General features: G+C 71.5%; 17 protein-coding genes. 8 read left to right on the forward strand and 9 right to left on the reverse strand.

Features of this window, described 5'->3' with window-relative positions:
• Nucleotides 1-36: 36 nt before the first annotated feature.
• Nucleotides 37-1,017 (forward strand): aldose epimerase family protein, encoded by a 981-nt coding sequence (locus tag AQJ27_RS17910; RefSeq protein ID WP_067369485.1) that lies wholly within the window; start codon nt 37-39, stop codon nt 1,015-1,017.
• Between the two features lie 42 nt (nt 1,018-1,059).
• Here AQJ27_RS17910 and AQJ27_RS17915 read toward each other — a convergent pair whose 3' ends face one another.
• Together AQJ27_RS17915 and AQJ27_RS17920 are read right to left on the reverse strand one after the other, a co-directional pair.
• A complete protein-coding gene (locus AQJ27_RS17915; RefSeq protein ID WP_067369488.1) occupies nt 1,060-1,896 on the reverse strand; it encodes a hypothetical protein in 837 nt (278 codons plus the stop codon).
• 126 nt (nt 1,897-2,022) lie between these two features.
• Complete coding sequence (locus tag AQJ27_RS17920) at nt 2,023-4,503, reverse strand: glycoside hydrolase family 3 protein (RefSeq protein WP_067369493.1); 2,481 nt, start codon at nt 4,501-4,503, stop codon at nt 2,023-2,025.
• A 118-nt stretch (nt 4,504-4,621) separates the two neighbouring features.
• Between AQJ27_RS17920 and AQJ27_RS17925 the strand changes: the two genes are divergently transcribed.
• Entirely contained in the window at nt 4,622-5,197 is a 576-nt protein-coding gene (locus AQJ27_RS17925; protein ID WP_067369496.1) for a TetR/AcrR family transcriptional regulator, read from the forward strand.
• Between the two features lie 41 nt (nt 5,198-5,238).
• On the opposite strand, the gene AQJ27_RS17930 is transcribed toward AQJ27_RS17925, so the two are convergent.
• Together AQJ27_RS17930 and AQJ27_RS17935 are read right to left on the reverse strand one after the other, a co-directional pair.
• Complete coding sequence (locus tag AQJ27_RS17930; protein WP_067369498.1) at nt 5,239-5,655, reverse strand: RidA family protein; 417 nt, start codon at nt 5,653-5,655, stop codon at nt 5,239-5,241.
• 11 nt (nt 5,656-5,666) lie between these two features.
• Complete coding sequence (locus AQJ27_RS17935) at nt 5,667-6,479, reverse strand: NAD(P)-dependent oxidoreductase (RefSeq protein ID WP_067369501.1); 813 nt, start codon at nt 6,477-6,479, stop codon at nt 5,667-5,669.
• 49 nt (nt 6,480-6,528) lie between these two features.
• Between AQJ27_RS17935 and AQJ27_RS17940 the strand changes: the two genes are divergently transcribed.
• Together AQJ27_RS17940 and AQJ27_RS17945 are read left to right on the forward strand one after the other, a co-directional pair.
• Complete coding sequence (locus AQJ27_RS17940; protein WP_067369504.1) at nt 6,529-7,461, forward strand: LysR family transcriptional regulator; 933 nt, start codon at nt 6,529-6,531, stop codon at nt 7,459-7,461.
• A 126-nt stretch (nt 7,462-7,587) separates the two neighbouring features.
• Nucleotides 7,588-8,841 carry a pyroglutamyl-peptidase I gene (locus AQJ27_RS17945; RefSeq protein ID WP_067369507.1) on the forward strand — a complete coding sequence of 418 codons (1,254 nt, stop codon included), beginning with the start codon at nt 7,588-7,590 and terminating at the stop codon, nt 8,839-8,841.
• A gap of 39 nt (nt 8,842-8,880) precedes the next feature.
• On the opposite strand, the gene AQJ27_RS17950 is transcribed toward AQJ27_RS17945, so the two are convergent.
• Both AQJ27_RS17950 and AQJ27_RS17955 read right to left on the reverse strand, forming a co-directional pair.
• Nucleotides 8,881-9,696 carry an EI24 domain-containing protein gene (locus tag AQJ27_RS17950; protein ID WP_067369515.1) on the reverse strand — a complete coding sequence of 272 codons (816 nt, stop codon included), beginning with the start codon at nt 9,694-9,696 and terminating at the stop codon, nt 8,881-8,883.
• Nucleotides 9,697-10,120: 424 nt separating this feature from the next.
• Nucleotides 10,121-10,993, reverse strand: coding sequence for a hypothetical protein (locus AQJ27_RS17955; protein WP_235613465.1), 873 nt, complete (start codon nt 10,991-10,993; stop codon nt 10,121-10,123).
• Between the two features lie 249 nt (nt 10,994-11,242).
• Here AQJ27_RS17955 and AQJ27_RS17960 point away from each other — a divergent pair, with 249 nt between their 5' ends.
• Nucleotides 11,243-13,867, forward strand: coding sequence for a M14 family zinc carboxypeptidase (locus AQJ27_RS17960; RefSeq protein WP_079065057.1), 2,625 nt, complete (start codon nt 11,243-11,245; stop codon nt 13,865-13,867).
• A gap of 85 nt (nt 13,868-13,952) precedes the next feature.
• Here AQJ27_RS17960 and AQJ27_RS17965 read toward each other — a convergent pair whose 3' ends face one another.
• Together AQJ27_RS17965 and AQJ27_RS17970 are read right to left on the reverse strand one after the other, a co-directional pair.
• The gene (locus AQJ27_RS17965; RefSeq protein ID WP_060899264.1) at nt 13,953-14,372 is read right to left on the reverse strand and encodes an organic hydroperoxide resistance protein; all 420 of its coding nucleotides are present in this window, start codon (nt 14,370-14,372) and stop codon (nt 13,953-13,955) included.
• A gap of 136 nt (nt 14,373-14,508) precedes the next feature.
• On the reverse strand, nt 14,509-15,528 hold the full coding sequence (locus tag AQJ27_RS17970; RefSeq protein WP_067369522.1) for an NADP-dependent oxidoreductase: 1,020 nt from the start codon (nt 15,526-15,528) through the stop codon (nt 14,509-14,511).
• A gap of 124 nt (nt 15,529-15,652) precedes the next feature.
• Between AQJ27_RS17970 and AQJ27_RS17975 the strand changes: the two genes are divergently transcribed.
• Complete coding sequence (locus AQJ27_RS17975; protein ID WP_067369526.1) at nt 15,653-16,087, forward strand: MarR family winged helix-turn-helix transcriptional regulator; 435 nt, start codon at nt 15,653-15,655, stop codon at nt 16,085-16,087.
• Between the two features lie 140 nt (nt 16,088-16,227).
• On the opposite strand, the gene AQJ27_RS60815 is transcribed toward AQJ27_RS17975, so the two are convergent.
• Nucleotides 16,228-17,061 carry an SCO2400 family protein gene (locus tag AQJ27_RS60815; protein WP_067369530.1) on the reverse strand — a complete coding sequence of 278 codons (834 nt, stop codon included), beginning with the start codon at nt 17,059-17,061 and terminating at the stop codon, nt 16,228-16,230.
• Nucleotides 17,062-17,326: 265 nt separating this feature from the next.
• Between AQJ27_RS60815 and AQJ27_RS17985 the strand changes: the two genes are divergently transcribed.
• Both AQJ27_RS17985 and AQJ27_RS17990 read left to right on the forward strand, forming a co-directional pair.
• Entirely contained in the window at nt 17,327-18,484 is a 1,158-nt protein-coding gene (locus AQJ27_RS17985) for a mandelate racemase/muconate lactonizing enzyme family protein (protein ID WP_054233607.1), read from the forward strand.
• Complete coding sequence (locus AQJ27_RS17990) at nt 18,481-19,485, forward strand: zinc-dependent alcohol dehydrogenase (RefSeq protein WP_067369533.1); 1,005 nt, start codon at nt 18,481-18,483, stop codon at nt 19,483-19,485. Before AQJ27_RS17985 ends, AQJ27_RS17990 begins: the two co-directional genes overlap by 4 nt.
• Nucleotides 19,486-19,705 lie beyond the last annotated feature (220 nt).

Raw genomic sequence — 19,705 nt, forward strand, 5'->3', positions numbered from 1 at the left:
GCCCCTCGTTCGGATCCTTGGCCTAGGCTTTCGATCATGCACTGCGAATTCTTCGGCACTCTTCCCGACGGCACCCCGGTCCACCGCTGGACGCTGGAGCGCGCCGGGGTGCGGGTGCGGATCCTGACGTACGGCGGGATCGTCCAGTCGGTCGAGGTCCCGGACCGGGACGGGGCGCGCGCGGACGTGGTGCTGGGGTTCTCCGACCTCGACGGCTATCTGACGCACACGGGGCCGTACTTCGGGGCGCTGGTCGGGCGGTACGCGAACCGGATCGCCGGGGGTCGCTTCCTCCTCGACGGCCTCACCTGTCACCTGGCGCAGAACAACCCGCCCAACTCCCTGCACGGCGGGGAGCGCGGATTCGACAAGCGGGTGTGGGACGCGGAGCCGGTCGATCACGGGCTGCGCCTGACCCGGGTCTCCCCGCACGGCGAGGAGGGCTTCCCGGGCCGTCTGGAGGTCTCGGCGACGTACACGCTGGACGAGGCGGGCGCGTTGGGAATCGCGTACGAGGCGGTCACGGACGCGCCGACCGTGGTGAACCTGACGAACCACACGTACTGGAACCTGGCCGGTACGGGCAACGCCGGCGGCCACGAACTCCGGCTGGACGCCTCGCAGCTGACGCCGGTGGACGCCGATCTGATCCCCACCGGGGCGCTGGACGCCGTCGACGGGACGCGGTTCGACTTCCGTACGGCGCGGAAGGTCGGCGCCGGTTACGACCACAACTTCGTACTCGACAAGGGGCTCACGGAGACCGCCGTCGAGGTCGCCGAGCTGCACGACCCGTCCTCCGGGCGGACGCTGACGGTCGCGACCACCGAGCCCGGGCTCCAGCTGTACACGGCGGAGCACCTGAGCGACCCCTTCGCCCCCGGGGACGGCGTCGCGCTGGAGACCCAGCACTTCCCCGACTCCCCCAACCGGCCCGAGTTCCCGAGCACGGAACTGCGGCCGGGCGGGGTGTACCGGTCGGAGACCGTGTACGGGTTCGGCGTCCGCGGCCAATAGCCGACGACCGGTAACCGGTAACCGGCGACCGGCGACCGGGCGTCAGACGCTCTCGCCGCGCATCCGCCTGGTGGCCCTGCCCAGCAGGGTCATCGCGCCGAGGCAGACCGCGACCACCACGGCGCCGATCAGCGCGGGGAGCGGGGACTTGCCCTTGATCCCCTCCACGAGCACGGTGGTGGCCAGCACCATGATGATCGAGTACAGGCTCCGGCCGACCTTGGCACCGGCCGGGATCACCCGCAGCAGCTGCGGGATCGTCGTGGCGGCGGCGATGCCCATGCCGAACGGGACGAACGCGCCGAGCACCAGGGCGCCGAAGCCGAACGAGTTGCCGTACGCGCCCCATCCGGCGCCCTTGTAGAGCAGATAGCCCGCGGCGCCGAGGGACAGCAGGACGAGTACGCCGTTGAGGTACGCGGCGAGGGTGGCGGCCTTGCGGGCGCCCGGCAGATGCGCGGCCGGGGAGCGCCAGGCGTCCGGGGTGATCAGGCGCAGCTGCTGCTTGAGGGCCCGCATCCGTGCCATGGCGAAGAGGCCGACGGCCACGGCGACCAGTCCGACGGCCGTGGCCGCGAAACCGATCGGTGCCCGCGTGATGCCGTAGTGGGCGCCGCCGAAGGTCAGCGGGATGCCGAGGACGAAGCCGTACGCGTACGTCTTCGCCTGCTGCTGGATGCGCACCACCAGCTGCCGCTGGTCGGGGGTGAGGTTGGGGTCCAGCCGCATCTCGCCCTCGCCCAGGTGCTGTTGGGGGGCCTGGGGCTGCTGCTGGTACTGCGGCGGGTACGGGACCTGCTGCGGAGGCGGGTAGTAGGGCTGCTGCCCCTGATACGGCCCCTGCGGTGGGTAGGGACCTGGCTGCTGACCTGGGTACATGCGTTGTTCTCCCCCGAACCGGCGTGTTCCGGCCCGCGAGTCTGCCACAGGTGGCCGAGAACCGACGAGCCCCGATCCGGATGTCAGGTTCCGGACCGGGGCTGCTCGGGGTGGACTCGTCCCGCGTCAGACGTTAATCGTCGCCGCGACCCGACGGTCGACGATCGAGCGACCCGCAGCAACCTCGTACGAACCCTTCACAAACACCCAGGCTCCGGTGCTCTCGTCCCAGACCTCGAAGGCCCGGCGCGGGAGTGCGAGGACGACGTCGACGCTCTCGCCGGGGCCCGCCTCGACGCCCGCGAAGGCGGCGAGCCAACGGGCCGGGCGCTCGGCGTCGGCCTCGACGGGCGCCAGATAGACCTGGACGACCTCGCGCCCGGCCCGCGCACCGGAGTTACGGACACGGACCGTGACCGTCGTACCCGAACCGGCACCGGCACCGGCGTCGCCACCGCCGAGCTCGATCGACTCGTACGTCCAGTCGGTGTAGCCGAGGCCGTGTCCGAAGGCGTACGAGGGGGTCCTGCCCTCCTTCTCCCAGGCGCGGTAGCCGATGAACACGCCCTCGGTGTACGGGAGTTCGCCGTCGGCCGGGACCACCTGGGTGACCGGGGCGGCCGCGTGGGAGCCCCAGGTGGTGGGCAGCCGGCCGCCGGGCTCGTGGGCGCCCGTAAGGACGTCGGCGAGGGCGGCGCCGCCTTCCTGGCCGGGGAACCAGCTGAGCAGTACGGCCGCGACCTCCTCGCGCCACGGCAGCTCGACCGGGGAGCCGGCGTTGACGACCACGACGGTGTTCGGGTTGGCGGCGGCGACGGCGTGCACCAACTCGTCCTGGCGGCCGGGCAGCCGGAGGTCCTTGCGATCGAAGCCCTCGGACTCGACGCGGTCGGTGGTGGCGACCACGACGACGGCGGTGTCGGCGGCGCGGGCGGCTTCGACGGCCTCGGCGATGAGTTCGTCCGGGTCGCGGCGCGGGTCCTGGTGGGCGAGCGCGAAGCCGATCATCTTCAGCGGCGCGCCCTCGGGGACGACGATGACGTGCCGCAACGCCACCTCGTACGTCTCACCGGCGACGAGGTCCACCTGGGCACGCTCGACGGGGGCGCCGAAGAACGCCTCGAAGGGGTCGTCCTTCGTGCCGCGCTGGATGTCGTCGAAGTGGACGGTGCCGTCGACGGTGAGCGTGAACGCGCCGAGGCCCTTGATGCCGAGGGTGTGGGTGCCGCTCTCGCGCGGGGTGAAGGTGCCGGTCAGTTCGACGCTGTGGAGGGTGGCGTGGGTGACGCCCTCGGGGAGGTCGTCACCCATCCACTGGATCTGGCCATTGGGGGCCGAGCCGGTGCCGATGACCGTGCCGGCCCGGTCGCGGCAGACGGCCCGCAGGGTGAACCCCCTGTCGGCGACGGCGAGTTCCTCGTTCGGGTCGGCGCCGACGGCGTACGTGAGGCTGCCCTCGGGGAGGGCGGCGGTGAGGCCGTCGAGGGGCGGGACGACCCGGGAAGGGAAGACGGTGGCGGAGCCGCCGCCGAGGACGCGGGCGTCGCGGGCGGCGGCGCCGATCAGGGCGACCTTGTGCCCTCCTTCGCCGCGCCCTTCCCCGAGCGGAAGAGCCCCTTGGTTGCGCACGAGGACGAAGGAGCGGCGGGCGATCTCGCGGGCCAGGGCCTCGCCGTCCACCGTCGCGGGCGGTTCGGTGACGACCGGCTCGGCGCCCTCCAGGATGCCGACGCGGGCGGCGAGCCGCAGGACGTTGCGGACGGCCTCGTCGACCTTGGCCTCCTCGACCTCGCCCGCGCGGACGGCGGTGGCGAGCGCCTCCCCGTACACGGTCCGGGGGCCGGGCATGGCGACGTCGAGACCGCCCTCGACGGCGCCGACCGTGGCGCGGGCGGCGGTCCAGTCGGAGACGTTGACGCCGTCGAAGCCCCACTCGCCGCGCAGGATCTCGTTCACGAGGTGGTGGTGCTCGGTCATCGTGGTGCCGTTGACCGAGTTGTAGGCGGTCATGATGCCCCAGGGGTGGGCGTTGGCGACGATGGCCTCGAAGGGGGCCAGGTACAGCTCGCGCAGGGCGCGTTCGGAGAGCAGGTTGTTCACCGTGAAGCGGTCGGTCTCGGCGTCGTTGGCGACGAAGTGCTTGACGGTGGTGCCGACGCCGCCCGACTGGACGCCCTGGACATAGCCGGAGCCGATCTCGCCGGTCAGGTACGGGTCTTCGCTGTACGCCTCGAAGTGGCGGCCGCCGAGCGGGGAGCGGTGCAGGTTGACGGTGGGCGCGAGGAGGACGTGGACCTGCTTGCGGCGGGCCTCCTGGGCGAGCAGGGTGCCGGCCCGGCGGGCGAGGGCCGGGTCCCAGGTGGCGGCGAGCGCGGTCGGCGAGGGGAGCGCGATCGACGGGTCGTCGGCGGTCCAGTGGACACCGCGTACGCCGATCGGGCCGTCGGACATGACGAGGGACTTGAGGCCGATCTCGGGCAGCGCGGGCAGCGACCACATGTCCTGCCCGGCGAGCAGCCTCGTCTTCGCGTCCAGGTCCAGCTTGCCGAGGGCCGCCTCGACGACCGCCTCGCGGGCCTCGTCGGCCGGTGTGCGCGTTCCCGCCATCGCGGTGCCTCCTCATTGAGTCCGTGAATCCGTGAATCCGTTCTGTGTGTCCATCCTGCATCTGATACCTGTAGAGCAGTAGGTTTCGTTATTTCTTCGTTACATTCCATGAATGCTCATGCCGTACGGTGACGCCATGAGCACCAGGGCCAGAAGCGAGGAGCGGCGCGCCGAGATCGTCCGGGCGGCCCTGGAGGTGATCGCCGAGCGCGGCTACCGGGGCGCGAGCATGGCGTCGGTCGCGGAACGCGTGGGGCTGACCCAGCAGGGGCTGCTGCACTACTTCCCGACGAAGGACGCGCTGCTCGTCGCGGTGCTCAAGGAGCGGGACCAGTGGGACGCCGTGCCCGACACCCAGTGGCGGGTCGACCTGCTCTCCTCACTGGTCGAGTACAACGCCATGCGGCCCGGGATCATCCAGACGTTCTCGGCGCTGCTCGGCGAGAGCGTCACCGAGGGGCACCCGGCGCGCGAGTACTTCACCGAGCGGTACGCCCGGGTGCGCGCGAGCATGGCGGCGGTGCTGCGCGCCGAGTACGGGGAGCGGCTGCCCAACGGGCTCACGCCCGAGCGCACCGCTCCGCTGCTGGTGGCGGTGATGGACGGCCTCCAGTTCCAGTGGCTCCTGGACCCGGAGTCGGTGGACATGCCGGGCGCGTTCCGGGACTTCCTCGCACTGCTCGGCGAGGACTGAACCCGACCGCCACCGCCTGAGCCACTGTCCGCGCCAAGGGATCACTCCGGCCCGGGTGCGTCACGCGGGGCCGGTACGGCCGTCACGGCGGCCACGACCTCGATCTCGATCAGGGCCTCCGGCTTGAAGAGACGGGAGACCTCGAAGGTCATGCTGGTGGGCGGGGCACCGGTGAGGTACTGGGCGCGCACGGCACCGTAGGCGGGGAGTTGGGTGATGTCCGTCAGATACGTACGGATGTTGATGATGTCCGCCAGGCCTGCCCCGTGCGCCCTCAGCAGGGCGTCGATGGTCTCGAAGACCCCGCGGCTCTGTTCCGTGAGGTCGGCGCCGTCCGCGACCTGTCCGGAGAGGTACAACAGGGCTCCCGCGCCCGGCAGTTCGACCCGGGCGACCTGGGAGTAGTAGCCGTTGGCTGGCCCCGGCGCCGAGGGCGGGTTGTCGAGCGTGATCTGCATGAGCGGTCCTCTCAGACGGAGCGGCGGATGTGTTCGACGGCCTTCGCGATGTCCGCGCCGGCGGCGGCGGGATCGGCGGCGGCACTCTTGTACTGCTCCAACACCGCTTCGAGTACGGGGAGTTCGGCGACCTTCGTGGCGAGGGCGACGTCCTTGGCGGCGAGCGGGATGGCGAAGTACACGTCCTCGGCGAAGGCGCGGCCGACGGCACCACCGAGCGGGCCGTTCGCGAGCGCGGTGCGCGCCACGTTCTCGTCGATGCCGAGCCGGTCCGCGACGGCCATGGTCTCGGCGACGACGGCGACCCCGCCGAGCAGGGCCGTGTTGACGATGAGCTTGAGCGCGGCGCCGGAGCCCAGCGGGCCGGTGCGGGTGACGGTGCCGAGGTGGGCGAGCACCGGCTCGACGCCGGACGCGTCGCCGCCCGCGAGGATGCCGAGCTGCCCGGCGGCCGCCTTGTCGGTGCTGCCCGCCACGGGCGCGTCGAGGAAGGTCACGCCCTCCCCGAGCCGGGCGGCGAGTTCCTTGACCACGTCGGGCCCGACGGTCGACATCTCCACCCAGGTGGTACCGGGGCGAAGCTCCGGCACGATGGCGTCCGCGACCGCGTCGAGCGCGGCCGGGTTGGCGAGCATGGTGATCACCACGTCCGCGTCCCTCACGGCCTCGGCCGGGGACGCGGCGAGGGTGGCGCCCTCGGCGACGAGCGGCTCGGCCTTCTCGGCGGTGCGGTTCCAGACGGTCAGCGGGAATCCCGCGGTGAGAAGTCGGCCCGCCATCGCGGCGCCCATGTGCCCGAGCCCGAGGAATGCGATCTTTTCCATGCCTTCGACGCTAGGCGGGCCCACGTGATGCGACAAGCGAATGTCTAGCATGGCTCTCATGCTCAACCCGCATGCCGTACCCGATCTCTCCGCCACCTGGCTGCGGGTCTTCCTGGAGGTCGCCCGGCACGGTTCGTTCACGGTGGCCGCGCGGACCCTCGGCTGGACGCAGTCCGCGGTGTCCCGGCAGATCGCCTCGCTGGAGTCGGCGCTCGGCGGAGCCCCGCTCTTCGACCGGCTGCCCCGGGGCGTACGGCTGACGGAGGCCGGGCGGGTCCTCGTGCCGCACGCCGAGGCGGTGGTCGAGCGGCTGCACGACGCGAACCGCGAACTGGCCGCGCTGCGGCGGGTCGCGGGCGGCTGGCTGCGCTTCGGCGCGTTCGCCACGGCCGACGCCGCGCTCGTCCCCCGCGCCATCGCCGCGTTCCGCGTGCGCCATCCGGGCGTGCGGCTCACCCGCGAGGAGGGCCTGACGCCCGTACTTTTGGAGCGGCTCTCCGCGGGCGGCCTCGACCTGGCGATCGTCTCCACGACGAGCCGCGCGCCGCTGGACCCGTACACCCTGCACCACCTCCTCGACGAGTCCCTGTACGTCGCCGTCCCCGCCGACCATCCGCTCGCCGCCGAGTCCTCCGTCCGCCTCCCCCAACTCGCCGACGCCGACTGGATATCCGGGTCCACCCGCCCCGAGGGCACCCTGCTGGACGCGGCCCTGCGGCACGGCTTCCGGCCGCGCGTCGCGCATGTCGTGGCCGAGTGGACGGCCAAGCAGGGGTACGTCGCCGCCGGGCTCGGGGTGACCCTGGTCCCGGCGCTCGCCGCCGAGTCCGTACGCCCGGACATCGCGCTGCTTGCGGTGCGCGACGAGGAGGCGCCGGCGCGGGCGGTGTACGCGGCGACGGTGCGGGGCCGGTCACTGGGACCGGCGGCGCAGGCGTTCCTTGGGGCACTGCGGGAGGCGGCGACCCACCTGCCCACCTGAGCCACGCCTCATGGCGTACGTCCCCTCCGTCACGCGATACTGCCGCCGTCCGGCAGCTCCCCCAAGCTCTCGGCTTCGCTCGACCAGGGGGTACCCCCATCACGGCGACGGAAGGCATGAACTCCCTTGACTTACCTACGCGTTCGGCTCGGAGCAGGCGCACTCGGACTGGCCCTGGTGGGCGGCGTGGCCGCGGCGCCCACCGCGTCGGCGACAGCGGCGGCCCCCGCCACCGTCGAGGAACAGCGCCTCGACCAGGCCACTCCCCAGGAGATCCTGCGGCGCTCCGGATTCGACACGGTGGCCACCGGGTTCACACGGGCACTGGAGGGGGCGGGCTCGTTCGGGCAGGCCGAGCGTGTCGTCGTACGGCAGGGGGCGCGGCTGTGGCAGCGGGCCGTCGACCGGGCGCAGGGGCGGGGCCCGGCGGGCGGCGACCTGAGCCGCGACGACGACCGGCCGCTGTACTGGGCGCGGCTGGGGATGACGCGCGAAGTACGGCAGTGGGAACCGGAGTTCGGCCTCACGGACGCGCAACGTGCCAGTCTCCTGTCCGCGTTGGAGGAGAACTCGCGTGGCGAGAACGCCATCAGCTATCCGCGCGCCAAGGGCGTGAAGCGGATCCTGCTCACCGGGTTCGACCCGTTCACTCTGGACCGTGACGTCCGGATCTCCAACCCCTCCGGGGCCACCGCCCTCGCTCTCGACGGCACCACGATCCAGACCGCGGACGGCCCGGCGCGCATCGAGACCGCCGTGTTCCCGGTCCGCTGGCAGGACTTCGCCCAGGGCACGGTGGAGCGGACGCTGCGCCGCCAGCTCCCGCGCGTGGATCTGTTCACCACGGTGAGCCAGGGCCGCGTCGGCCGTTTCGACGTGGAGCGGACCAACGGGGCCTGGCGGGGCGGTTTCCCCGACAACGAGAACGTCTCCCGCACCGAGACGATCCCCGTCGCCGACCCGGCCTCGCAGCCGCAATGGACGTCGACGACACTCCCGTACGCGCAGATCGTGGCCGCGGCCACGGGCCGCTTCCCCGTGTACGACCACACCTCGGTGACCGAGATCCCGGCGGGCGGCACCGATCCGGTCGTACGCTCCGACGGCCCGACCCCGGGTTCGACGGCGCGCGCCGGGGGCGGCGGGGACTACCTCTCGAACGAGATCGCCTATCGTGCGACGCTGCTGCGCGACCGCCTCGGACTGCACGACAGCCTGCCCGGCGGGCATGTCCACACGCCCGTACTGCAGTTCGGCACGGGCAACACGGACCCGGCGACGGGGACGGTCACGGACCCCGAGTTCGTCCAGAACCGGCTGGACATCATCGCCCAGGTGCGGGCGATCGTGACGGTGGCCGTCAGGGGGGCGGGGCGATAACGGCGAGGACCGTGATGACGGCCACGGTGCGGATCCAGGTCACACGGCGGCGCGTTGTTCGTGGTCACCGTGGTTGTCGTGGTCGCCGTGGCTGTCGTCCGGCTCGCCCGTTTCCTCGTCCAGCAGGTCGCGGGCCATCAGTGTGGCGCCCGCGACCGCGCCCGGCATCAGGAAGACGGCGACGAACGGGACCAGGAAGGCGAGGCCCAGCGGGGTGCCGAAGCCCCAGACCAGCGTCTTGCGGGAGCGGAGCAGGGTGAGGCGGTCGCGGAGGTCGACGCCCCGGCGCTGGAGGGCGACCGCGGTCAGTTCCTCCGTGAGGAAGAAGCCGGTGACGAAGAAGCCGATCACGGGGACGACGGTCTGGCCGATGAACGGGAGGAAGCCGAGGGCGAAGAGGAGGACGCCCCAGACAACGGCCCGCACGAGGATGCGGAGACTGTCTCGCGCGGAGATCCACAGCTCGCGCCAGAGCGGGAGGCCGGACTCCGGGGCCGTGCCGTCCGGGGAGACGTCCCTGTCGACCTTCTCCGAGAGCGACTCGTAGAAGGGCTGGCCGATGAGGAGGGTGACGGCGGTGAAGGTGAGGACGGCGAGGAGGAGGGCGAGGGCGAAGAGTACGGCGGTGAGGAAGCCGCGGAAGAGGCCCAGCCAGGGGCTGGACCAGTCGTCGGCGAAGGGGGTGGACCAGGTGACGAAGTCCTCGCCGTACAGGGCGAGGGTGATGAGCGCTGCGGCGTACAGCACGAGGGTGATCAGGCCCGGCAGCAGTCCGAAACCGTACTGCTTCCCGTGCCGTGCCACCCATCGCTGGCCCTGTATGAGGTAACCGAACCCCGCCCCGAGATCACGCATGACCCGAACTTTACCGGGGCTCGCCCCCGCCGCCCCTACCCGTCCCATCCCCAGGGGCTCCGCCCCTTCCACCCCGCCAGGGGGCTACGCCCCCTGCACCCCCGCGGGGCTTCGCCCCTGCACCCCACCGGGGCTCCGCCCCGGACCCCCATCGGCCTGAACGGCCTCGTCCTCAATCGCCGGACGGGCTGAGTGATGCGGGCCGGGGTGGGTGGGGTTCGGCCTTCGGCCTCGTCCTCAAACGCCGGACGGGCTGGATGGCGCAGTGCGGGGTTTGGCGTTGGGCTTGAGCGCCGGACGAGCCGAGGCTTTTAGGGGCGCGGGGAACTGCGCGACCAACCCCCACCGACCCGCAGCCGAACGAATCCCGGCGCAGCCCCCGCGCCCACCGGGCCGCGGCCGCAGGCGGGAGGCGGAGATCCGGCTAGGTCGGCGTCACCGCCACCACGAGCCCCCGCTCCGCCGTAGGCGACACCGCCGCGGACACCCGTACCGCCACCGCCCGAGCCACCCGCCCCGTCCGCGACGCCGACGCCAGGAGCAGAGGCTGCAGGTGTTCGAGGCCGGAGACGAGGAACTCCTCGCCGGCGATCAGCACCGGCCGCACCGCGCCCGTCGTGGCCGCCGCCGCCTCCGTGAGGTCGGCGAGCGGCGGCAGCGCGGCCCGCACCACCCCCACCCCCGCCGCGGCCGCCCGCTCGGCCAGCGCCACCTGAAGCGGCAGCAACGGAGCCAGCGCCGACGTCAACGCGTCGGCGATACGCCGGAGTTCGGGCGACGAGTCGCGCAACACGTCCGCCGCCGCCCGTATCACCGGCGTCAACGCGAGCAACGCCCCCGCCGCCACCCCGGCCACCGCGGGCAGCAACGGCGACCCCGCCTCCAGCAAGTCCCCCAACGCGTCGGCCGCCTCCTGCACCGCGGGCTCCACCGCGTCGAGGATCGGCAGCAGACTGTCCCCCAGCGCGGCCAGCAACGCCTGTGCGGGCCGGCTCACGGGATGCACCGCGAGCGGCACCCCGGTCGTCCCGAGCCGCGTCAGCGTGTCCACGATCCGGTAGAACGCCTCCTGCGCCTGTGGAGACGCACTCGCCTCCGCCAGTTCCGCCGTCGTCTCCCGGAGCACACGCAGCGCCTCCGCCCCCGACCCGTCCCGGGGGTCGAAGGTGTTGAGGGCGATTCTGGTGATGTTCCCGGCCGTGTCGAGGAGTTGGCCGGTGATGTCGGTCGTGCTGCGTGCCATACGCAGCACGTCATCCCTGCTGGGGATGCTGGGGAGCGACGGAATCGGGGACATGAGCCCTCCTCGCCACGCACGGCACCTCGCCACATGGACCCGTCCGCTGGCCCCCTACGGCGTCTTATGGCCTCAGCATGCCCTCTCCGGCCCGTCGGCGATGCCCCATCCGTGGCATCCACGGCGTTCTGGGGGGCCACCGCGGCCCCCAGGCCCTCTTGTTGCGGAAGAGTCGAACAGGTACACCTCGCCCTACCGACCTGTACGCCCCACCGAACCGCGCCCTACCGAACCGTGCCCCACCCACCCATGCCCCACCCACCCGTACCGATCTCAGGCCCCCCACCGGAGGTACGACGCGTGCGCCTACCGAGACCCGTCCTGATCGCCACTGTCCTCACCGCCGCGACCGGATCGCTTCTCCTCGCCCCGCACAGCGCCACCGCGGACCGCGAACCCCCTGTCCGTGAAGGGGCGGGCCGTGAAGGGACGGACCAGCCCACGGGTGCCGCCAGGGCCCCGGCGAACGCCGCCCGCAACGCCCTCACGAGCCCCGTCACCGACCTGTCCGACTCCGCCCTCGCCGCCCCCCGCCGTGGCTATCCGCGTGAGCAGGTCCTCTCCCCCGACCCGGAGAACCCGGCGGACAAGTCCATCAAGCTGGGCCTCACCCCGTACCACGCCATCGCCCCAAAGCTGAACGCCCTCCAACTGCTCGGCGACCGTGTCAGCGTGGAGGTCGCGGGCCGCTCGGCCGGCGGTCACCGGCTCTATCTGGTCACCGTGACCGCCCCGGAGTCCGCCCGCCAGACCCTCGACCAGGAGCGGATGCGCGAGCTGATCGAGAACGCGCCGCAGGCGGCGGCGAAGGACCCGGCCCTCAAGGCGTCGTACAAGACGCCGGTCTTCTTCGACAACAACATCCACGGCAACGAGTGGGAGGGCACCGACGCCGCCCTCGGGCTCATCGAGCGGCTCGCGAGCGCGAAGGACGCGGAGACGACCGACCTCCTCGCCCACAGCCGTCTCTACTTCAACATCACGGCGAACCCGGACGGCCGGATCGCGGGCACCCGCGCCAACGCCAACGGCTTCGATCTGAACCGGGACTTCATCACCGCCTCGCAGCCCGAGGCGCGCGCGATCCGCCAGATCGCCATCGACAAGCAGCCGGCCGTGATGCTCGACCTGCACGGGTACGTCAACGGCACCCTGATCGAGCCGACGACCCCGCCGCACGGCGAGAACTACGAGTACGACCTCTTCCTCAAGAACACCTACGCCAACGCCCTCGGCATGGAGGCCGCCGTCAACGGCCTCGGATACACCCCCGCGAAGGACGGTGTCGAGCCCGTCCAGATCCCCTTCCGCGACCAGCAGGAGGGCTGGGACGACTGGCCGCCGATCTTCACGCCCCAGTACCAGGCGTTCCACGGCGCGGTCGCCGCGCACACCGTGGAGATCCCGCTGGCGGTGAACAACTCGGAGTACGACACCCTGCCCGTGGCCGAACTGAGGCGCAGGTCCGCCATCAACGTGGACGTGGCCGACGCGGCCATGCGCGCGACCCTCACCTACGCCCGGACCCACCGCGCCTCGATCATCGCCGACCAGATCGAGGTCTTCCGGCGCGGCGCGACGGGCGCGGCCCAGGTGCCGGTCTCGGCGGAAACGGTGCCGGGGGTGCCGGGCATCGGTCCCGAGGACGTCTACACGACGGACTTCCCGCGTGCCTACGTGATCCCGGCGGGCGGCGCCCAGCGTTCGGCGACGGCCGCCGCCCGCCTCGTCGACCATCTCCTCGCCAACGACGTCCGCGTCACGCGCGCGACCCGCGGCTTCCGGCTGGCCGGACGGTCGTACGCGAAGGGCTCGTACGTCGTCGACCTGCACCAGCCCAAACGCGGTCTGGCCAATGTGATGCTGGCCGACGGGCGGGACATCAGTGACAAGGTGTCGGTGATGTACGACATCTCGGGCTGGAGTCTGGGGCGGTTGTGGGGTGCGACGGTCGTGCCCGTACGGAGCGGGGGGCTGTCGGCCGTGGCCGCCCGCCGGGTCGAAGCCGCCGCGCGGGTCGGGTACGTCGCCCCGCGTGGCGATCTGCGTCTGCGTCTCGACACCCCGCAGGAGATCGCCGCCCTCAACTCCCTTCTCGAGCAGGGGGTTTCGGTACGGCAGCTCGCGGACGGCAGTGCCGTCGTGCCGGGGTCGGCGCGGGCGCGGGCCGCCGCTCTCGCCCGTACGTACGACGTGGCCTTCGACGCGACCGGACAGACCAGGACGACCGGAGGCAGCCCGGGAACACCCCTGCACCGCGTCCGCGTCGCCGCCGCCGTCACGCCGGGTGAGCTCTTCGCCCTGCGGGAGATGAACTTCGACGTGGTGCCGGTGTCGACGGCCGTCCTGAACGCGGGCTTCGACTGGTCCGCGGCGGACGTGCTGTTCGTGTCGTCGGGGCTCGACCACGCCCGTTTGAACGCGGGTGCGCAGGCGGCGCTGGACGCCTTCCTCCACACCCACGGTCTCGTCGGCCGCGGAACCGTCGGAGCCGCCCTCAACTCGGCGGCGGGGCTGCTGGCGGTGCGGCCGGTGGAGGGCAACGGTGACGCCAACGGTGTGGTGCGGGTGGTGAATTCGGGCGGACCGCTCACCGCGAACGCCCCCGACCACGCCTTCGTCTACGCGCCCGTCTGGTTCACCGATCTCGGCCCCGGGGTGCGTGTCGAGCAGGCGTACGCGCCGGGCGATCCGCTCGTCTCCGGGCACTGGCGCCCGCTGGCCGACGGGACGGGAGGGCCTACGGCCGCCGGCGGCCGGGCCGCTGTCGTCAGCGGTCCGCATGCCGTGCTCTTCGGTACGGAGCCGCTGTTCCGTGACCATCCGAAGGGAGAGTTCCCGCAGGTGGGAAGGGCGCTGCTGACCGTCTCGTAGGACACTGCCGTCCGTCTCCCACGACAGGGCGGAGGCCGCACCCCACGTCCTAGGGTGCGGCCTCCGCCGTGTACAACGAGCGCCGTCAGACGAGCGTCACGGTGATGTTGCCGCGGGTCGCCTTCGAGTAGGGGCAGACCTGGTGGGCCTTTTCGAGGAGGTCCCGTGCGGTGGCCCCGTCGACGTTCGGGATCGTCGCGGAGATCTCCACGATGATGCCGAACCCGTCCTCGTTCTTGCCGATGCCGACCTTCGCGGTGACAGTCGAGCCGGAGACGTCGGCGTTCTCCTGGCGGGCCACGACGCCGAGGGCGCCCTGGAAGCAGGCGCTGTACCCGGCGGCGAAGAGCTGCTCCGGGTTGGTCCCGGCGCCGCTTCCACCCATCTCCTTGGGCGGGTTCACGACGACGTCGAGCCTGCCGTCATCGGTGGCGACCCGGCCGTCGCGACCGTTCTCGGCGGTGGCGACGGCGGTGTAGAGGACATCGGTCTGCTGGATGGACATACGGTGCGTTCCTCCTTGGTCCGCCGCGACTCGCGCCCACGATCGCGACGACTTCGGAAAGAAGTTACCGTATGCCGGAAGCCCGGCGACAGCCTCTCCGGAGAGCCGGAGAGGCGGAGGACCGAAGGCCGGAGGGTCAGAGCTTGACGATCATCTTGCCGACGTTGTCGCCGCGCAGGACGCCGAAGAACGCCTCCAGGTTGTTCTCGATGCCCTCGACGACCGTCTCGCTGTACTTGAGCTCGCCGGAGCGGACCCAGGCGCCGACCTCCTGCACGAACTGCGCCTGCAGGTCGTAGTGGTCGCCGACCAGGAAGCCCTCGATGCGGCCGCGGGTCTGGATGAGGCGGGCGAGGTTCTTCGGGCCGGAGACGGGCTCGGTGCTGTTGTAGACGGAGATCGCGCCGCAGATGGCGATGCGGCCGTCCCGGTTGAGGGAGCCGATGGCCGCCTCCAGGTGGTCGCCGCCGACGTTGTCGAAGTAGACGTCGACGCCGTCGGGGGCGGCGGCGCGCAGCTGCTCGCTGACCGGGCCGTTCTTGTAGTTGAAGGCGGCGTCGAAGCCGTACTCCTCGACGAGCAGCTTGACCTTCTCGTCGGAGCCGGCGGAGCCGATGACGCGCGAGGCGCCCTTGAGCTTGGCGATCTGCCCGACCTGGCTGCCGACCGCGCCGGCGGCGCCGGAGACGAAGACGGAGTCGCCCTCCTTGAAGGAGGCGGTGCGCAGGAGGCCCGCGTAGGCGGTGAGGCCGGTCATGCCGAGGACGCCGAGGTACGTCGACAGCGGCGCGGCCTGCGGGTCCACCTTGACGGCCTGCTTGGCATCCACGACGGCGAATTCGCGCCAGCCCAAGAAGTGCAGGAGGTGGTCGCCGACCTCGATGCCCTCGGCGTTGGAGGCGACGACCTCACCGACCGCGCCGCCCTGCATGACCTTGCCCAGCTCGTAGGGGGCGACGTAGGACTTGGCGGCGCTCATGCGGCCGCGCATGTACGGGTCGACGGACACGTACGCGTTCCGTACGAGGACCTGGCCCTCCCCCGGCTGCGGGACCTCGGCCTCGACCAGGGCGAAGTCCTCGGTCTTCGGCCAGCCGACCGGGCGGCTGACCAGGTGCCATTCGCGGTTGACGGCGGGGAGCTGGGTCTCGGTCATGAGGGTGTGCCTTTCCTGCGTGCATACACGGGTACGTGCGACTACGGCTCTAATACTTCAGTACCTGAAACAACCATGCTCCTCAATATTTCATGATGTCAAGTAACGGGGTATCCTGGAGCTCATGGCCACGCAAAGAACAACCCGTATCGACCCGCTGACCCTTGAGGTCGTAGACCTCATCGGCACGGTCGTGGCCCGGTATCACGAGGAGTACGAGGACGCTGCCGCCGAGCATGCGCTGACCGGGGCGCAGGCGCGACTCCTGAGCCTGCTCTCGCTCGAACCCCTGCCCATGCGGCGACTCGCCCAGAAGCTGAAGTGCGAGCCGTCGAACGTGACCGGGATCGTGGACCGGCTGGAGGCGCGGGGGCTGGTCGAGCGGCGCCCCGACCCGTCCGACCGCCGCGTGAAGCTGGCCGCGACGACGGAGGAGGGCCGGCGTGTCGCGCGCTCCCTCAGCGACGCCCTCAACTTCGCCCGCGAGCCCCTGGCGGGCCTCTCCACCGAGGAGCGCCTGTCCCTCCGGGACCTCCTGCAGAGAATGCTCACGCCGTAGTTCTCGGCTGCGGGCCGGTGGGGGCTGGCCGCGCAGTTCCCCGCGCCCCTAAGACGGGGCTTCGCCCCGAGCTTTTAGGGGCGCGGGGAACTGCGCGAGCAACCCCCACCGGCCCGCACCCGACAAACCCACGGAACCCCCTACGTGCACCACCACAGGAAACGGTTGCACTGTGAAGGCGACGGCGATGGCGACGGCGCGGCCGAGGTCGGCGCGGCCGTCGGCTTGGGGGACGACTTCGGCGGAGTCGAGGACACCGGGCCGGACGTCGCGGACGGCACCACACCGGTACCCGTCGTCGCCGACTGCTCCTGCGTGTCCTTCTTCTCGTCGTCCTTGGACTTGTCGTCCTTGGCGGACTTGGAAGCGGAGGGAGACGCCGACGCGTCCGGAGAGGCCGTCGCGGTGGACGTACCGGCCGAACCCCCCGTTTCGGTGATCGGCCGCGCCGTCCCGGCGTCCGAGGACGGCGACCCGTCCGGGGACTCACCCCCGGCCGCGGCCGGCTTCGGCAACAGCCCCGGCCCGTCTATGCCGAGCTCGGCGAGGCTCAGCCCACCCGCCGCCAGCACGAACCCCGCGGCGATGAGCAGCACCCGACGCCGCCGCCGACGATGCGCCGCGGCCTTCCGGTCCCGCCGGCTCGCACCGCCGGGCCCCTCCGAGTCCCGGCCCCGGCCTCGCCCGCGCCCACGGTTGCGCCGCCGGGCAGCGGCCCGTCCGGACCGCTCCCCCTCGTCGTCCTCATCGTCGTCATCGTCATCGTCATCGTCATCGTCATCGTCGGGATCTTCATCGCCGTCGTTGTCGCCCTCGTACAACGAGTCGACACCGGCATCGACCGCCCCCGCGCCCGTTCCGGCACGCTTGTCGGTCTGCTCCGCATGCGTGCGGAGCTGTTCGGCTGAAGTGCCGCACCCCGGGCAGGCAAGGGCGCCATTGAGGTGCCGTCGGCACGGGTCGCAGTAGTCCATGACGCCGGAAGACTAAGTTCCTCACAGGTAACGTTCATAGTCACAGCTGTGAAAGTTATGTAGGGAACCACCTGTTCCGGCGCGCCTCGCACCCCGTTCACACCATCGCGCGCGCGACGAGCCGAGGCATACCGGCAAAATCCGCCGCCGACCGTTCCGTTCGACCCATTGACACCTCCGGGGCCACGTCCTTACTGTCACGCCAGCATTTCGAACGTGTGACGAAATTTCGAACAGAGCCGCAAGAGCACAGGGGGCAACTGCCGTGCGCATCACGGGAATCAGCACACACGTGGTCGGGACGCCCTGGCGCAACCTGACCTACGTCCAGGTGCACACCGACGAGGGCCTGACCGGAGTCGGCGAGACCCGCATGCTGGGCCACACCGACGCACTGATCGGCTATCTGCGGGAGGCGGAGGCCAATCACATTCTCGGCTCCGACCCGTTCGCTGTCGAGGACCTCGTCCGACGGATGAAGTACGGCGACTACGGGCGCGCGGGCGAGATCGTGATGTCCGGCATCGCGGTCATCGAGATGGCCTGCTGGGACATCAAGGGCAAGGCGCTCGGCGTCCCCGTGTGGCAGCTGCTCGGCGGCAAGGTCACCGACAGGGTCAAGGCCTACGCCAATGGGTGGTACACGACCGAGCGAACTCCGGAGGCCTATCACAAGGCCGCCCAGGAGGTCGTGGCGCGCGGGTACAAGGCGCTGAAGATCGACCCCTTCGGGACCGGGCACTTCGAGCTCGACCACGAGGCGACGCTCTACTCCGTCTCGCTGATCGAGGCCGTGCGCGACGCGATCGGCCCCGAGGCCGAGTTGATGCTGGAGATGCACGGCCGCTTCTCCCCTTCCACCGCCGTCCGGCTCGCCCGCGAGCTCGCGCCCTTCAAGCCCGCGTGGCTGGAGGAGCCGGTCCCGCCGGAGAACCTGAAGGCCCTGGAGAAGGTCGCCGCCAAGGTGGACATCCCGGTCGCGACCGGTGAACGCATCCACGACCGCATCGAGTTCCGCGAGCTCTTCGAGAGCCAGGCCGTGGACATCATCCAGCCCGACGTCGGTCACATCGGCGGCATCTGGGAGACCCGGAAGCTGGCCGCCACCGCCGAGGCGCACTACGTCCTCGTCGCGCCCCACAACGTCGGTGGCCCCGTCCTCACCGCCGCCTCCCTCCAAGTCGGCTTCACCTCCCCCAACTTCAAGATCCTCGAACACTTCAACGACTTCGCGGACGCGGAGATCAAGAAGGTCGTGAAGGGCGCCCCGCAGGTCGTCGACGGCTACTTCGAGCTGTCCCACGAGCCCGGTCTCGGCGTCGAGCTGGACGTCGACGCGGCGGCCGAGTTCCCGCAGCAGCAGGCCCGTTTCGACCTGTGGGCCGACGGCTGGGAGCAGCGCAAGCCCAAGGGGTCGCAGTGAGCACCGCGGTCGTCGTCGAGGCGCCGGGCGAGCACCGGCTGATCGAGCACGAGCCGGTGCGGCCGAGTGCCGGTGAGGCGCTGGTGCGGGTGCACGCCGTGGGTATTTGCGGCAGCGACCGCGAGGTCTACCAGGGCAACCGTCCCGACGGGTACGTCCGTTATCCGCTCACGCCCGGCCACGAGTGGTCGGGGACCGTCGAGGCGGTCGGGGCCGGGGTCCCGGAGTCGATCGTCGGGCGCAAGGTCGTCGGCGAGGGCTTCCGCAACTGCCAGGTCTGCGACCGCTGCCACGCGGGCGAGACAACGTTGTGCACGGCGGGGTACGAGGAGACCGGGTTCACCCAGCCGGGCGCGATGGCGACCACGCTGACCCTCCCGGCGCGGCTGCTGCACGTGCTGCCGGACGACGCCGACCTGACGGCGGCTGCCCTCCTGGAGCCCGCCGCCTGCATCGCGGCCGCCGCGCTGAAGGCGAACGCCCGACCCGGTGAGCGGGTCGCGGTGGTCGGGACCGGCACGCTCGGGATGTTCGCGATCCAGTTCCTGAAGGCGAGCTCTCCGGCGGAGCTGCTGGTGGTCGGGACCCGGCCGGACCGGGCGGCGCTGTCGAAGGACTTCGGCGCCACCGACTTCCGTACGAAGGACCAGGCACTCCCCGACGACTTCGACGTCGTCATCGAGACCGCCGGGTCCGCGTCCGCCGCGCGCACCGCCGCCTCCCTGTTGAGGCGCGGCGGACGTCTGGTCCTCACGGGGATCCCGGCGCCGGGCGCCGAGGGGCTCGACCCCACCGATCTCGTCGTACGGCAGCTGGAGGTGCACACCGTGTTCGGTGCGCCGCCGGCGGCCTGGGCGCACACCGTGCGGGTCTTCGGGGCCGGGCTGCTCAGCCCGTTGCCGCTGGTCACGCACGAGTTGCCGCTCGCCGAGTTCCCGCAGGCCATCGAGTTGGTGGGGTCCGGCGATCCCAAGGTCGGAAAGGTCCTGCTCAAGCCGTAGTCCCCCGAGCCGTACGCCGGTACGGAGTTACCTGACGACTCCGTACCGGCGTACCACCCAGGCCCCGCACACCCAAGGCCGCGAACTTCGTTCGAGATATCGAACACGCTGGTACACGCGCCACCCCTCAGTACACGCGCCACGCATCAGTGCACGCACCACGCGCCGGCACACGCACCACACTTCCGCACGCGCACCACATCTACATGCGCACCACACC

It is taken from the genome of Streptomyces olivochromogenes (assembly GCF_001514115.1).
Lineage (GTDB): Bacteria > Actinomycetota > Actinomycetes > Streptomycetales > Streptomycetaceae > Streptomyces > Streptomyces olivochromogenes.